This window comes from Arsenophonus nasoniae DSM 15247 (assembly GCF_000429565.1).
In the GTDB taxonomy this organism is placed as follows: Bacteria; Pseudomonadota; Gammaproteobacteria; order Enterobacterales; family Enterobacteriaceae; genus Arsenophonus; species Arsenophonus nasoniae.
Genome location: NZ_AUCC01000011.1, coordinates 46,314 through 63,268, shown reverse-complemented (window position 1 = coordinate 63,268; position 16,955 = coordinate 46,314). Strand labels below are relative to the sequence as shown.

10 protein-coding genes and 1 pseudogene are annotated in these 16,955 nt (G+C 36.1%); 10 read left to right on the top strand and 1 reads right to left on the bottom strand.

The window, feature by feature from the left end; all coding sequences use genetic code 11:
• The 9 genes and pseudogenes from G468_RS22815 to G468_RS19665 form a co-directional block, all read left to right on the top strand.
• The coding region (locus tag G468_RS22815; protein ID WP_034249306.1) for an integrase core domain-containing protein at nucleotides 1-294 on the top strand (294 nt) is incomplete at its 5' end.
• Between the two features lie 226 nt (nucleotides 295-520).
• A pseudogene (locus tag G468_RS24610) lies at nucleotides 521-988 on the top strand (YgdB family protein).
• Nucleotides 985-1,377, top strand: coding sequence for a type IV pilus modification PilV family protein (locus G468_RS0104520; RefSeq protein WP_026822109.1), 393 nt, complete (start codon nucleotides 985-987; stop codon nucleotides 1,375-1,377). Before G468_RS24610 ends, G468_RS0104520 begins: the two are co-directional and overlap by 4 nt.
• Entirely contained in the window at nucleotides 1,355-4,744 is a 3,390-nt protein-coding gene (gene recC / locus G468_RS0104515; protein ID WP_026822108.1) for an exodeoxyribonuclease V subunit gamma, read from the top strand. Before G468_RS0104520 ends, recC begins: the two co-directional genes overlap by 23 nt.
• A 4-nt stretch (nucleotides 4,745-4,748) precedes the next feature.
• Nucleotides 4,749-7,643 carry a pitrilysin gene (ptrA, locus tag G468_RS0104510; RefSeq protein WP_051296940.1) on the top strand — a complete coding sequence of 965 codons (2,895 nt, stop codon included), beginning with the start codon at nucleotides 4,749-4,751 and terminating at the stop codon, nucleotides 7,641-7,643.
• Nucleotides 7,640-11,254: an exodeoxyribonuclease V subunit beta gene (gene recB / locus G468_RS0104505; protein WP_026822106.1), complete on the top strand. Its 3,615-nt coding sequence runs from the start codon at nucleotides 7,640-7,642 to the stop codon at nucleotides 11,252-11,254. Before ptrA ends, recB begins: the two co-directional genes overlap by 4 nt.
• Nucleotides 11,254-13,092: an exodeoxyribonuclease V subunit alpha gene (gene recD / locus G468_RS0104500; RefSeq protein ID WP_026822105.1), complete on the top strand. Its 1,839-nt coding sequence runs from the start codon at nucleotides 11,254-11,256 to the stop codon at nucleotides 13,090-13,092. The genes recB and recD overlap by 1 nt, the downstream gene beginning before the upstream one ends.
• 264 nt (nucleotides 13,093-13,356) lie before the next feature.
• A complete protein-coding gene (locus G468_RS0104495) occupies nucleotides 13,357-13,590 on the top strand; it encodes a hypothetical protein (RefSeq protein WP_026822104.1) in 234 nt (77 codons plus the stop codon).
• Nucleotides 13,591-13,642: 52 nt separating this feature from the next.
• Nucleotides 13,643-13,972, top strand: coding sequence for a hypothetical protein (locus tag G468_RS19665; protein ID WP_051296939.1), 330 nt, complete (start codon nucleotides 13,643-13,645; stop codon nucleotides 13,970-13,972).
• A gap of 158 nt (nucleotides 13,973-14,130) precedes the next feature.
• Here G468_RS19665 and argA read toward each other — a convergent pair whose 3' ends face one another.
• On the bottom strand, nucleotides 14,131-15,459 hold the full coding sequence (gene argA / locus G468_RS0104485) for an amino-acid N-acetyltransferase (protein WP_026822103.1): 1,329 nt from the start codon (nucleotides 15,457-15,459) through the stop codon (nucleotides 14,131-14,133).
• Between the two features lie 244 nt (nucleotides 15,460-15,703).
• Between argA and amiC the strand changes: the two genes are divergently transcribed.
• Complete coding sequence (gene amiC, locus G468_RS0104480; RefSeq protein WP_026822102.1) at nucleotides 15,704-16,951, top strand: N-acetylmuramoyl-L-alanine amidase AmiC; 1,248 nt, start codon at nucleotides 15,704-15,706, stop codon at nucleotides 16,949-16,951.
• Nucleotides 16,952-16,955 lie beyond the last annotated feature (4 nt).

The following is a 16,955-nucleotide window of genomic DNA, read 5'->3' as shown; positions in this document are numbered from 1 at the left end:
CATTCAGATCAAGGTTGCCAATATTCATCGGAGGAGTTTAGGGCGCACCTCTTTGAACGGAAAATAACTCAAAGCATGAGTCGGCGAGGTAATTGCCTCGATAATGCCGTGATGGAAAGATTTTTTAGGAGTTTAAAGACAGAAAGACTTAACCGTTTATCGTTTATGAATCATCAATCTGTTGTCTGTGAAGTTGAAAATTATATTCAGTTTTACAATTATTATCGACGCCATTCAACGATTGGTTATTTAACGCCACATCAAAAATATCATGAACTAAAAAATGCCGCTTAGATCTTCTACAGAATTTGTTGACCATTACAAGCAGAGAAGATTGTGAAGGACAAGGATGGATAAACCTATTTGATCCCAACCAAATAGTGGTTTCGCAATTTGCTTTAACAAAAGTAACAATGGGTGAGAAACGTTTTTTAACTGTGTTTTTAAGTCTATTTCCACGGGCATATCCAGATCTATTAAGGGAATATAAACTAAAAATTTATTTAAGAAATCAATCAATATGAAACAAATAAATTGGTTTTTTTCCCACAAAATCAAACAGCAAGGGAGCATTTTATTAATGGCAATAATGATGCTTATTACTATGAGTTTATTAATGTTAAAAGCATTGCATCATCATCAGGATAATCTATTGCAGATGTTGGAAAGTGAACAACATTATTGGCTTTTTTTTGAGCAAGCAGAGTCTGCATTAGCCTGGGGAAAGTATCAACCTTGGGTTATTACTAAGGAAAAAAATTCTTCATGGTCTTGTCAGCAGCCGTTAGGTGCTAATTTCAAAAGTTGTTTGCGCCACTATAAATATGATTATTTTCTATTAGCCGGCCATGCTTATTTTGACGATAAAATTGTATTTTAACTTTATCTATGGTTGAAAGAAGATAAAAATGTAATGTCAGGTTTTATTCCTTTAGAGCAGGGGTGGCTGGATTTTTGTCCAGTTAAAAGAACGGAATTTTGTCAATGAAACGCGCTAAACCCAATAGGCAATCTGGCATGGCAATAACCGAAGTTATGATCGCTATAGCGTTATTTGCTATTTCAGCTATAGCATTAATAAAATATGTTCATAATCTAAAGGCTGGCTTTTTTCTCGCTTGGCAAAAAACACAACAATTTAGATTGATGCACACTTTTTTTGAAAGCGAAGAAGCGATGCTAAGCATTAATTCTACTATCGTTGATATAACGAATGATAAACTTAAAAATATTGATTTATCATATCGTTATGTGAATATTACAGATACTTGTAAGCAAATACTAATTACATTTAAGATGCCTAACAATCAATTGACAGGTGCATCAAGGTGGTACTGTTCGTCAGGGAGAGCATATGCTACAAATTTATCATTCTAATCAATTAGAAATTCATAAAGAGCTGATTTCTAGTTTGATCAAAAGTGATCCCTTGACCAATCCATTTGAACAAGAAATTATTTTGGTTCAAAGCCCAGGGATGTCGCAATGGCTACAAATAGAACTAGCACAAAGCTTAGGAATTGCCGCTAATATTTCTTTTCCTCTACCGGCAACTTTCATTTGGGACATGTTTACTCGGGTTTTACCTGATATTCCAAAAGAAAGTGCTTTTAGCAAGGGGGCAATGACCTGGAAATTAATGACAATTTTACCTTCTTTGCTACACGAGTCGGAGTTTGAACCACTTAGACAATATCTGAATGAGGATATGGGCAAACGCAAGTTGTATCAATTATCAGGCCGTATTGCAGATTTGTTTGATCAATATTTAGTCTATCGACCACAATGGTTAGAAAACTGGCATAAAAAACAACTAATTGAGGGATTAAGTGATAATCAGCAATGGCAGAAACGCCTTTGGTTAGCATTAATTGAATATACTGAAAAGCTTAATCAACCTAAATGGCATCGGGCAAATCTCTATCAACAATTTATACAAATTTTACAGGTTAATCTGCCTTCCCATATTAGGTTGCCAAAACGCGTATTTATCTGTGGTATTGCCGCATTACCTCCCGTTTATTTGCAGGCATTAAACGCCCTTGGCCAGCATATAGATATTCATTTAATGTTTACTAATCCATGTCGTTATTATTGGGGGGATATTCAGAGCTATGCTTTTTTAGCAAAACTTGAACGGCGAAAGTTAAAGGATTTTCGCGATCAACATGAAATTACGCGTTTTAAAAGAGAAAGTTCACCTGATACTTTATTTAATCAGCAAGGTGAACAATTTCTGACTAATCCCCTATTAGCTTCTTGGGGCAAGCTAGGGCGTGACAACCTCTATTTTCTTTCTCAATTGGAACAATCTAATGAAATCGCTGCCTTTGTCGATTTACCCTGTAATTGTTTATTGCACCAAGTTCAGAGCGATATTTTGGATTTAGAAGATCATGCTCAACTTGGTTTAACTGAAGCAAGTTACAATAATAGTTTTTTAAAAAGACAATTAAGTAAACAAGATAAATCACTAACATTTCATTCATGCCATAGCCCACAGCGTGAAGTTGAAGTACTGCAAGATTATTTATTACGTCTATTTGAGGAAAATCCAACCCTAACCCCCAAAGATATAATTGTGATGGTGGCTGATATCGACTGTTATGCACCTTATATACAGGCGGTGTTTAGTCATGTATCAGCTAAACGTCAGTTACCTTTCTCTATTTCAGATCGAAAAGCTAGGCAGGTGCATCCTATTTTACAAGCTTTTATTTCGTTACTTGATTTACCCCAAAGTCGTTTTACGACAGAACAAGTATTAGCGTTATTAGAAGTGCCTGCACTGGCCCGACGATTTTCTATCTACGATGATGAATTACTTTTATTGCGTCGATGGATCAACGAATCAGGTATACGTTGGGGACTTAATGATGAAAATATTGCAATGTTGGAGTTACCGGTAACAGGGCAGAACACTTGGGCCTTTGGTTTAAATAGAATGCTGCTTGGCTATGCAATGGATAGCCATATAGGGCCTTGGAATAAAATTTTGCCTTATGATGAATGTACAGGCTTATCCGCTCAGTTAGCCGGGCAGCTTGCCACATTTATTGATTCATTAACTAGTTGGAGAAGTATCCTTGATCAGGAAAGGAAACTGTCAGAATGGTTGCCAGTATGTCAATGTTTGTTAGAAGCTTTTTTTGAGACTGATGAGCAAATTGAATCGATATTCATTTTTATACTCCAACAATGGCAGAAAACTATTGAGACTGGAATAGTGGCCAAATATGAAGATAGCGTTCCTCTATCGCTTATTCGTGATGAGCTAGTAACATGTTTTGATGATGAAAAGATTAGTCAACGTTTTCTTGCTGGTGCAATTAATTTTTGTACTCTAATGCCTATGCGTTCAATTCCCTTTAAAGTTGTATGTTTATTAGGTATGAACGATCGGATATACCCACGTTCAATACCGCCATTGGGATTTGATTTAATGGCTGAGCAGCCACAACGTGGTGACAGAAAGCGTCGAGATGATGATCGTTATCTATTTTTGGAGGCTTTAAATTCCGCATCTCAGTTATTTTATCTTAGCTATATTGGCCATGCGATGCGTGACAATCAACCACATAATCCCTCGGTGCTAGTAAATGAATTACTTGATTATATTAGCCAAAGTTTTTGTTTAGAGGGCGATGAGCATTTAAATGTTGATAATAGCGCTGATAGAGTAAAAGAACATTTAGTTACTAAACATACTCGAGTACCTTTTGCGCCAGAGAATTATTTGCCTAATAGCATTCATCAGAGTTATGCCACTGAATGGTTATCTGCAGCCAAAAAACAGGGTAATCCACCGCCTGAATTCTGTACATCGTTGACGCCAATAATTGAAAATGACAATGAAATATTATTAGAGCAGTTACTCTCTTTTTATCGACACCCGATCCGGGCCTTTTTTCAACAAAGGTTAAAAGTTAATTTTTTTAATGAAGAAGTGCAGTTACCGGAAAATGAGCCCTTTATTGTAAATAATTTGCAACGTTATAAATTTAATGAGCGCTTACTCAAGGCTATGATTTATGAAGAATCACTGGAGGAGCTGTTAACGACTTTGCGGGCAACTGGTGGATTACCGGCAAAACACTTTGGTCAAATTTATTGGGAAAAACAGATCCAAGATATGCAGCCGTTAGCTGATAAAGTAAAGATAAATTGTCATGAATGTTTTAATAAACTATTTGTTGAACCCTTTGAGAATGTTCGTTTGGTTGGACAATTACGAAATATTCAGCAAAACGGTATTATTCGTTATCGTCCTGCAAATTTAACGATTAATGATGGCTTATCACTATGGATAGAGCATTTAATCTTTTGTTTAACGGTTAGATCTGGTGAAAGTTATTATTGGGGGAGAGATAATAGTGAATGGTGTTTTGAACCAGTGGATAAACATCAGGCGAAAGTATATTTACAACAGCTTATTAATGGTTATCAAGAGGGAATGAACTCGCCATTACCGCTTTTTAATAAAAGTGGCTGGAATTGGTTAATGTCATGCTATAACAAAAAAAGTGATCAATTTGATTTTGAATCTGAATCTCTTGCGCAAAAAGCAAAAAAGCAACTTATCCAATCTTTACAAGGTACATATAATCAACCAGGTGAGATGGCAGATAGTTATATTGGACGAGCTTTCAGTAAAATAGACAGCAATTTGCTTGAAACAATACAAATAAAGGCACGTATTTACTTATTGCCAATGGCAATCTTTAGAAAAAACAAGAGGATGTAATAAGATGCTTAAAATGACATGGGTTGTTATGAAAAACATGATAGTCGTGCTCTTATTACTATTTGGTACAGTAAGCTTTGCTAAGCAGAATTGGCAAGTTTTGCCTGATAAGATAAATAAAAGCGAAAAAGATACTCGAGAGTATCAGGCGATAAAACTTGCTAATGATATGATTGTATTGCTGGTATCTGATTCGAAGGCCAATAAATCATTAGCTGCAGTTACTTTACCAGTAGGCACCATGGAAAGTCCGGATCAACAACTTGGTTTGGCGCATTACCTTGAACATATGGTATTGATGGGGTCTAAACGCTATCCTGAACCAGGTGCAATATCAGAATTTTTGCAAAAACATGGTGGCAATCATAATGCTAGTACGGCTCCAAATCTTACTGTTTACTACTTAGAGGTTGAAAATGATGCTTTAGGAGCAGCTACAGATCGTTTGGCAAGCGCACTAGCAGAACCATTGCTTGATCCTAAAAATGCTGATCGAGAACGTAATGCTGTCAATGCAGAATTAACAATGGCACGTGCTCGCGATGAAATGCGATTATGGCAAGTTCGTTCTGAAACACTTAATCCAGCTCATCCTAATTCACGTTTTTCTGGTGGAAATTTAGAAACGTTGAGTGATAAACCCGGTAGTCATTTACAAACTGAGCTCAAAAATTTTTATTATCGCTATTACTCGGCTAATCTGATGAAAGATATCTTGTATGGCAATCAATCACTAAGTCAATTAGCTAAAATTGCAGCTGAAACTCTCGGTCGTATTCCGAATCGAAAGGTTATTGTCCCGGAGATAACTGTACCCGCTATAACTGATAAAGAAAAAGGCATAATCATTCATTATGTGCCAGCACAACCTAAGAAAGCTTTACAACTTGAATTTAGTATTGCAAATAATTTAACTGAATTTCGTAGTAAGACGGATGGATATATTGGGTATTTAATAGGAAACCGAAGTCATAATACCCTTGCTGATTGGTTGCTAAAAGACGGACTTGCTGAAGAGATAAATGTCGACGTGGCACCCGATGTTGATAGTAATAATGGCATTTTTTCGATCAATGTTTTATTAACAGACAAAGGATTGGAGAATAGAGATAAGATTATTGCAGCAATATTTTCTTATATTGATTTATTAAAAGAGAAAGGTATTAAGAACGATTATTTTAACGAGATCGCCAATGTTCTAAAACTTTCATTTCAACATAATTCCATTGTGAGTGATATGAATTATATTCAACAATTATCTAATCAAATGTTGAATGTGCCAATTGCCCATGTGCTTGATGCTAATTACATTGCTGATCGTTTTGATCCTAAAGCAATAAGCAGCCGTTTAGCAGAATTAACTCCTAATAATGCTAGAATTTGGTTTATTTCGCCAAATGAACCACATAATAAAGAAGCCTATTTTCTTAATGCGCCTTATCAAGTTGATAAAATTAACAGCCAGCAATATCAGCAATGGGCTGAGTTAAAAAAAACAATCCATTTTTCGTTACCTGAATTGAACCCTTATATTGCTAATGATTTTTCTTTAATTAAACATTCCCGTACTTATCAGCATCCTGAATTAGTATATGAGAAAGGAAATGTACGCATAGTTTATATGCCAAGTCAATATTTTGCTGATGAGCCAAAAGGGGGGATTGCTTTAGATTTACGTAATGAGCAGAGCAATAAAACGGCAAAATCTCAAGTTAGTGCAGCGTTATTAGAATACTTAACCACTTTGAAATTGTCTCAATTAAGTTATCAAGCTTCTATCGCCGGAATGGAGCTTGTTGTTTCTTCAAATTTAGGGTTGCAATTGAAAACGAGTGGTTATACTCAACATCTAGCTGAATTGACAACAAAAATGGTCAAGGAATTTCTTACCTTTACAATTTCTGCCGATGAAGTTGCGCAAGCAAAATCATGGTATAGAGAACAGCTTGAAGTTACTAATAACCTTAAAGCCTTTGAGTTGGCAATGCAGCCAAAACAACGTTTAGAAAATGTACCTTATTTTGAGCAAGGACAGCGCTTAAAAGCACTAGAAACGATCACAGCAAATGACATCCTAAATTACCGTCAAGATACTATTGAAAATGCAGCCTTACAAGCGATTGTTTTTGGCAATCTCACACAAAAGCAAGGGATTGATATTATTAAATCCATTTATCATTTATTGAATAACAAAGGTAAAAACTGGTGGAGAGGAGATATTATTGTTGTTGATAAACAGCATAAAGTAAATTTTCAATATCAAGCAAATAGTACGGATAATGCGCTAGCAGAAATATTTATTCCGACAGGATATGACCGTTATAGAGGATTTGTATTATCAAATATTTTGGCCAATATTTTACACCCTTGGTTTTTTGAGCAACTAAGGACGCAAGAACAATTGGGCTATGCAGTGTTTGCTTTTAATACTAATTTGGGTGAGCAATGGGGATTAGGTTTTTTATTACAAAGCAATAGTAAAACTCCTGACTATTTGAATGCACGTTATCAAAATTTTTATCAATTAGCCTTTAAAAAATTAAATGCGATGCAAAAAAGAGATTTTGAGCTATATAAAAAGGCAATTTTGACGGAAATGGAACAGCCTCCGCAAACTTTTTATGAAGAGATAGATCGCTTTTTACCAGATTTTGCGAGGAATAATTTTGCTTTTGATAGTAGAGCAAAAATAATAAAAATATTAAAAACGGTTAGCCAGCAAGATTTATTAACTTTTTATAATAATGCGGTTTTGCAACCAAAAGGTTTAGCTTTTGTTTCACAAATTATTGCCAAAGGTGTCAGTAAAGAAGGTTATGCTCAGTTGAAAGATTGGATAACTTATCCCACTGCGTCTGAATTACAAAAGATTTTGCCAATTGAGGTAGATGCTAAGTGAGGAAGAGGAGAATACAAACTTATCAACTGAATCCTTATCGTTTACCTCTCTATGGTCAACGGCTAATAGAAGCTTCAGCAGGAACAGGAAAAACCTATACAATTGCCTTACTCTATTTGCGATTGTTATTAGGTGTTGGGCAAAAAAATGCATTTTCTCGCCCATTAAGTGTTGAAGAGATTTTAGTGGTCACTTTTACAGAAGCAGCAACTGATGAGTTGCGATCACGTATTCGCCACAATATTCATCAGATGAGAATAGCTTGTATTAGAAATGGTATTGGGTTTGATGAAAATTCAATATACCGAATCTTACTATCTTCTATTGCAGATAAAAACGAAGCCGCACAATGGTTACTTGCTGCTGAACGCCAAATGGATGAAGCGGCGATTTATACCATCCATGGTTTTTGTCAACGCATGTTGGTGCATAATGCTTTTGAGTCAGGCATGCTATTTGAGCAATCGATAATAAAAGACGAACATAGCTTACAGCAACAGGCTTGTGCTGATTTTTGGCGGTGTAATTGCTATCCACAGGATTATTCTATATCAAAAGTTATTGTTGACGAATGGAGTGATCCAGAGGCACTGCTAGCTGAAATAAAGCCTTATTTACAAGGAGATATTCCAACCTTTATCAACCAACCCATTGAAGCTCAATCAATAAAACAGCGCCATAAAACACTCATTGATACTATAAAAGTAGTAAAAGAGCTGTGGCTTTTAAATTCGGCGAATTTCTTGGACTTAATTAGTGATTCTGCTATTAATAAACGTAGTTATAGTCGCCGTAATTTACCGCTTTGGTTAGCCGCGGTCACTAGCTGGGCACAGTCAGCAACCGTAGATTACAAAATACCGAAAGAACTTGCTCGTTTTTCCCATTCTGAATTGCTAGATAAGACACCAACAGGTAATGTACCAGAACATGAAGTTTTTCTTGTTATTGATAATCTGTTACAACAATCACTTACATTACGTGATCTTATTATTTCAAATGCAATTATCAACATTCGTCAAACGATTGTTAAAGAGAAAAAACGGCGTGGAGAGATTGGATTTGATGATTTATTAAGCCATTTAGATCAAGCATTACAGGCAGAAGGAGGAGAGCGATTAGCTAATGCTATCCGTAATCGTTACCCCGTTGTTATGATCGATGAGTTTCAAGATACCGACCCGCAACAATATCGAATTTTTCAGTTTATTTATCAGGGGCATAATCATTGTGGCCTATTATTTATTGGTGATCCTAAGCAAGCTATTTATGCTTTTCGTGGCGCAGATATTTTTACTTATCTTAAAGCTAAAGATCAGATTGAATCACATTACACACTTGATACCAATTGGCGTTCATCACCAAATATGATTGAGGCAGTTAATCAATTATTTAGTCGGGTAGCAAAGCCGTTTGTATTTGAGCAAATACCGTTTAATACTGTTAATCCAGCCCCTGTGAATCAGCATTTAGCGTTTATTCATAACACAGAAAGATTATCCGCATTAAATTTTTGTTATTTAGACAAAGAAACTGTTTCCATCTTGGATTATCAGCAAACAATGGCCTACCAATGTGCTAATCAGATATGTGATTGGCTGAAAGGGGGTGAGAAAGGGACAACCTGGCTATATAGAGATAATGTAAAACAGCCGGTAACGGCTGCCGATATAATGGTATTAGTCAGAAGCCGTCGTGAAGCAGTAATGATACGAGAAGCGTTAAGTAAATTTAATATTTCGTCAGTGTTTCTTTCTAATCAAGAAAGCGTTTTTGCTACTGATGAAGCGCGCGATCTATTATGGTTATTACAAGCTGTGCTCTCACCCGAAAAAGAGCGTACGTTGCGTTGTGCATTGGCTACCCGTTTAATCGGGCTAAGTGCACAAGATATTGAACAATTAAATCAGGATGAAAATCAGTGGGAAAAACGGGTTGAAGAGTTTGCCAACTATTTATTGATTTGGCAGCGGCATGGTATTTTGCCTACATTACGGGCTATTATAGTTAACCATCGAATTGCTGAAAACCTACTAATGGATAATATAGAAGGTGAAAGGCGTTTGATGGATGTGATGCATTTGAGTGAATTATTACAAGAAGCGGAATTACAACTTGATAGTGAGCATGCCTTAGCCCGTTGGTTAGCACGGCAGATAGACCAACCTGATCCTTTATTAGAAAATCAGCAAATACGTCTAGAGAGTGATAAGCATTTGGTTAGTATTAGCACGATCCATAAATCTAAAGGTTTAGAATTTCCGATTGTTTGGTTACCCTTTGCCTGTCAATTCTCTCAGCAAAAATTGGCCACTTTTCATGATCGTGCTAATTTTCAAACATGCCTTGATCTGACAGAGCAAGCAGAGAGCATTAGGCTGGCTGATGAAGAACGTTTAGCCGAAGATTTGCGGTTGCTATATGTTGCACTAACGCGCTCAAAATATCATTGTAGTGTTGGTATTGCCCCTATAATAAAAGGCCGCCCTAGTGGGCAAAGTGGTGACACTGATTTGCATCAAAGCGCATTAGGTTACTTATTACAAAACGGCCAACAAGTTAATGCCGCTTTATTACGCGAAGCGTTAGATGGATTAGCTAGTGAAAATATTAGTATCACAGCTATTAGTGATATTAATTTATCGCCTTGGTATCCTAAAGAAAATAAACCTGTGACCTTATTGGCGCGAAATTTTACAGGTCAGATCCAAAATAGTTGGCGGGTTACTAGTTATTCAGGATTAACTTATCAAGATATATATTCTTCCTCTGATAAGTTTACGGCTAGTGATGTAAATATTGAGATGGCTATCCAAGCGTTAGCACCTAAAATGGACGCAGATGCGCAAGGTGACAGCTTGTTGGTGCAAGGTGAAATAGCAGATAGGAGTGTTCATACTTTTCCTAAAGGTGCCACTGCAGGCACTTTTTTACATTCCTTGTTGGAATTATTGCCATTTAATCAACACCCGCAAGAGTGTTGGTTAGCTGAGAAATTAGAACAAAGCGGTTTTTCAGCTGATTGGGCTCCTACGTTAAAAATGTGGCTAATAAATATTTTTGACACCCCTTTACTTAAAAATAATTTCCGCTTGTCAAAAATCGCACCTGAGTATCAATTAAATGAAATGCAATTTTATTTACCAATAGAAAAATTATTATTGTCATCTGCATTAGACAGATTAGTCCATCAATATGATGCTTTATCTCAACGGTGCCCACCACTTAGTTTTGAGCCAGTGACAGGTGTTTTAAAAGGTTATATTGATTTAGTTTTTTGCTGGCAAGACAAATTTTATCTGCTTGATTATAAATCAAATTGGTTAGGAGAAAATGGTCTGGCATATAGTCAGGAGGCAATACAGAGCTCGATGATTGATCATAGATATGATTTACAGTATCAGCTTTATACATTAGCTTTGCATCGTTATTTACGAAATCGTTTACCCGATTATGATTATCAAAAACATTTTGGGGGCGTCATCTACCTTTTTTTGCGAGGGATTGATGTTAACAACCCTGGTTATGGTATTTATCATACTATTCCTGCTTATGAGTTAATTCATAGCCTTGATAAGCTATTTAAGCCAACTAATCGAGGTAAGGAATAATGATAACTTTACTAAAGCGAGCTGCTGAGCTTAATTTGTTTAATGCTTTAGACCTACAGCTTGCTATTCGGTTAGTGGAAGATGAAAACCCGTTATTATTATTAATATTTGCATTATTAAGTGCTGAAACTCGTGCAGGGCATGTTTGCTTGTTTATTGATAAGCTTCAACCATTTTATTTATTTGAAGGCAGGCAAGTTGAAATGGCTTTTGCCCTTTGGGAAATGGCGGGCTCACCTGATAGTTGCAGGATTTATGCTGAGCTTAAACAATGTCATGCTGTTTGTGATGCTCAACAATCAGCCGCCAAGCCATTAGTATTATCAGGTAACAAACTCTATTTTCAACGGATGTGGGCTGATGAAGGATTAGTGGCTGACTTTTTTTCTCGTCATTTGTTAGAAACCGTTGATGAACAGCGGCTAGCGACTATTTTAACGCATCTTTTTACGCCCTCGAACACACCAGATTGGCAAAAAATAGCCGTTGCAGTTGCAGTAACCAGTCGGATTGCTGTTATTTCTGGTGGGCCAGGTACTGGTAAGACGACAACAGTAGCACGTTTATTAGCTACCTTAGTCAAATTAAGCCATGAAAAATTGATTATTCAGTTAGCCGCACCGACAGGAAAAGCGGCTGCAAGATTAACAGAATCGCTAAGTAATGCATTATTAAAACTGAATTTAACTGCAACCGAGCAAGCGGTTATGCCCGAGCAAGCGCAGACTATTCATCGATTATTAGGTGCTCAACCAGATAGCCAGTTATTACGTTATCATAAAGATAACCCACTGTTGTTAGACGTATTAATTGTTGATGAAGCATCAATGATTGATTTGCCTATGATGGCCAGATTGATTGAAGCCCTACCTGGCCACGCACGGGTTATTTTGTTAGGTGATAGAGATCAATTAGCTTCTGTTGAAGCGGGTGCTGTCCTCGGTGATCTTTGTCGTTTTTCCGCATGCGGATATAGTCGTGCAAGAGCAGCACAGCTGACTGAAATCACCGACTGTGACTTATCTGATTTTATATCGAACGAAGGACCCGAAGTTAAAGATCGGATTTGCTTATTACGAAAGAGCTATCGTTTTGATGCACAATCAGGAATTGGTCGACTCGCGACGGCAATTAACCAAGGTAATATCAAACATGTTGAGCAACTATTAACACAGCAAAGTGCGGATATTGCTTTTTATTCTGTTGATTCGTCTGAACAATATGGCAAATTACTTTCTGATGCTGCTGCATGCTACCTGTGTTATTTGGATATGATTAAAGCGGGTCGAAATCCTGAAGAGATCCTGACTACTTTTAATCGTTATCGCTTATTAGCTGCTCTAAGGGATGGGCCATTCGGGGTTATAGGATTAAACGATAAATTAGAACAGCTTTTGCATCGTCAGGGAAGTATTCGACGACCAGCCTATAGCTGGAATAAAAACTATGAAGGTCGGCCAATTATGATTACTAAAAATGATCGTCCTCTAGGTTTATTTAATGGGGATATTGGCATCATGCTACGCGATGGTCAACAGGGTTTAAAAGCTTATTTTCAGTTGCCAAATGGGGTAGTTAAAAGAATACAACCTAGTCGTTTACCTCAGCATGAAACCGCTTTTGTCATGACAGTACATAAATCTCAAGGGTCAGAATTTGAACATGCGGCGTTGGTTTTACCACCAATTTTTACGCCTATTATTAGTAAAGAGCTTATTTATACAGCAATTACGCGAGCTAAAAATCAGTTGACGATTTATGCTGATCGTCATGTTTTTGCTAAAGCGTTAGTGACGCCGACAGAGCGACGCAGTGGTTTGACTGAGCGATTAGTTTGATGAAAGTAGAACTATTTAACTTGCTAGCTTGTTTTATATTATTCATAGCCAATAGCAATAAAAATAATAAATTTTTAAACATAGGGAACAGAATTGAAATAGTGCGTTAAATAACTTTAGTTTCCGCTCTTATCAATTAATAAGTTATTTGTAGTAATTCTTATTTTCGTATTAATTGTTTTTTAGAAGTATAAATGGTCGATATTTGAGATGCTGCATAAAATATTTGAGCCTTATTATTATTCGATGGAGGGATGCAAATAAATGTTAAATTCAATCAATCAGACATTTCAGATTAGTGATTATTCATCTCAGGTAGTTAATCAACAAGCAGTTTCTGCGTTAACGAGTGCAAATACAGAAGATAAATTAGTTTCTCAGTTTCTGACAGTAGGAAATTCTAATATTGATCTGAAAGAGATAGAAAAAAAAGAAAATGATTTATTTGATGCAGTTAAAAAAAATTCACGTCTTCTAGATACCTCCAATACCCCCTGAGTCCACTGAGCAAACTAAAAGGTTCCATCAAGCTGGATTAGCCATCGGAATTTTGCATGATTTTCAACCGGTTGATAGAATTTCAGAAATAGCGGTTGCAAAAAAGAAGGCAGAACACATTTATAACAATTTGCCTATAAAAAATCAGCTAGATGAGCCAGAAGTGGTAATTGAAAATAGAGGCAAAGCTTTTGTAGCAAGTTTTCTATCGGCTAGTACTACTCCTTTGGATTCGACGGTCTATGCTCAGGCATTAAATATTGGTAGTGGTGTTATAAACGATATGCCTATTGACAATCTAATGGTTAATCATTTTTCAACGATGTGGAATTTGCGTGATACTCTTGCAGCGTCTATGCCTGCAATGAAAACAACTAGTTAACCGTTATTTTATTTTCGGATCTTCTCTTTGTTAAATAGAAAAGATCCGCTATTTTTTATTTTTTGCTCAATAACAATAGAAGGCCTTGTTCATTTAAATAATGTATTTTTTATTACAATATGGTTTATTAATTAAATTTTTAATTATTTTTATGGTATCTAATTAATATTAAGTATTAAAATTTTTGAGCCTCGTTGATAATTATAAAGTGCTTGTTTTCTTATTGGCAACATATCAACTTTTGCCGGCAAAAATCCTCTTTCCTGAAACCAGTGAGTACTTTGGGTTGTTAATACAAAAAGTTTTTCTAATTTTAATTTTTTGGCTTGCAAAGTAATGTGTTCAAGCAGTTTTTCTCCTCTTGATAAATTACGATAGTCTGGATGTACAGCCAGGCAAGCCATTTCTCCCGACTTTTCTTCTAAATAGGTATAAAGTGCTGCACAAGCGATGATCATATTTTCTCGCTCGATGATAGTATATTTGTCAATTTCCATTTCTAATTGTTCACGTGTACGGCAAATTAGTACTCCTTGCTGTTCCAACGGTTGAATTAATTCTAATATTCCAGTTATATCATTGATATTGGCTCGACGAATTTGTTCAGAATTTTCCATCATAATTTGGGTACCAATACCCTTGTGAGAGAATAGTTCTTGTAACAAAGCACCACTCTCTTGATAGCTTATCAAATGGCTACAACGAACACCCTGCCGGCACGCTTTATTTGCGCTACGTAAAAATGGGAGTATGTCAGAATGATTATTTTGTTGTTTTTCCAGTTCATTAATATGTATTTCAGCATCATCTGGCGAGAGTTGCGATAATATATTACCATTTTTATCACTGATGCCTTGTGAAGAACAAAATCCAATTAATTTATCTGCTTTTAGCTTAATCGCTAATTGGCTTGCGATGGTTTCCGTGGCTAAATTAAAACTTTCTCCCGTTACTGAAACAGCAATTGGACCAATTAATACAATAGAACCCCGCTCTAATTGATGATTGATGGCGCTATCATCGATTCGTCGTATACATCCGCTGTGACAATAATCAATACCATTGTCGATCCCTAAAGGTTGAGCAATAATAAAATTACCACTAACGACATTAATATAGGCACCTTGTAATGGAGTATTATTGAGACTCATAGATAATAGAGCGGTAATATCCCACTGTAATGTACCTGATATTTGTTTAGTTAACTCGAGGGTATTGGCATCAGTGACGTGAATATTTTTATGATAGATTACCGGATATTGATCGTTTATGAGTGTTTTATTTACTTGTGGGCGTATGCCATAAACAATAACCAGTCGAATGCCTAAACTGTGTAATAACCCTATATCGCTAATGAGATGAGTAAAATTTTTATCTGCGATAGCGTTACCGTTTAATGTAATAACAAAAGTTTTATCGCGATGTATATTAATATAGGGAACAGAGTGGCGAAATCCATTAATTAAATCAGTACTACGTCCTTTCATATATTTCCTATATAAATTATTCCAAATTAAAGTCTTTTTATGATTTTTGACACAAAATAGCAAGAAAAAATGCATGAAAAAACATCATTATTGTTTCAGAATATATGAGTGACTAATTATTTTTAGAGATTAATTTATTAATGACCGCTCATTAATGATTGGTTAAATTTTTCTATAGTTATTTTTTTGTTGTTGATAATATTGAGCGGTTTGTAATTATTTGATGCTTTAAGTGGGTTTTTCGATGGATCATTCAAAACACGGTTTTTCACGACGACGTCTTCTACAAGGAGCAGCGGCTACTATGCTGTTAAGTATTAGTCCATTCGGGCTAGCCTCATCTTCAAGTATAGTGGCTATTCGTATTTGGCCTGCTTCTAGTTATACCCGAGTAACATTAGAATCAAATATTGCCTTAAAATATCGTCAATTTGCTTTGTCTGCTCCTAATCGTATTGTCGTGGATTTAGAAAATGTACAATTAAATAGTGTCTTGCAAGGGATTGGCAAGCAAATTAGTTCACGCGATCCTTATCTCAAATTAGTGAGAGTAGGACAATTTGATCAAAAAACGGTTCGAATAGTTTTTGAAGTAAAAATTCATGTTGAACCACAAATGTTTTCTATTGCGCCTGTTGCTGGTTTCAAACATCGCTTAGTTGTTGATTTTTATCCTGCTTCAGGTGTTTACACCGATGACGATCCGTTATTAGCACTATTAGAAGATTACAATAAAGGAAAGTTGGATGATGCATTGCCGGTTAAAGCGAGAAAGCCAGGCAAAGCAGGCAGAGATAGGCCAATTATCATTATGATCGATCCTGGTCACGGTGGGGAAGATCCTGGTGCAATCGGAAAATATAAAACGCGGGAAAAAGATATCGTATTGCAAATTGCGCGGCGATTAAAAATATTAATTAATCGTGAACCTAAAATGAAAGTTTATATGACTCGTAATGAAGATGTATTTATTCCTTTAAAAGTACGAGTTGCAAAAGCACGAAAAATGCAGGCTGATTTATTTGTTTCCATTCACGCTGATGCTTTTACTAATCGTAAAGCGAGCGGTTCTTCAGTATTTGCATTATCCACCAGAGGAGCAACCAGTAACACCGCCCGTTATTTAGCGCAAACACAGAATGAGGCAGATCTGATTGGTGGTGTTAGTAAAAGTGGTGATAAATATCTTGATCACACCATGTTTGATTTAGTTCAGACGGCGACTATTAATGATAGTTTGAAATTTGGTACAGAAGTACTTAAACGAATGGGTAACGTTAATAAGTTACATAAGAACATTGTTGATCAAGCGGGTTTTGCGGTATTAAAAGCACCAGACATCCCGTCTATTCTGGTTGAAACTGCTTTTATTAGTAATATTGAAGAAGAAAGAAAACTAAAGACAGCAAAATTTCAACAGCAGATGGCGGAATCTATTTTCCGGGGCATTAAAGCGTATTTTGACAATGGTGGAAAGCTGGCTTTGCGTTAAGCGG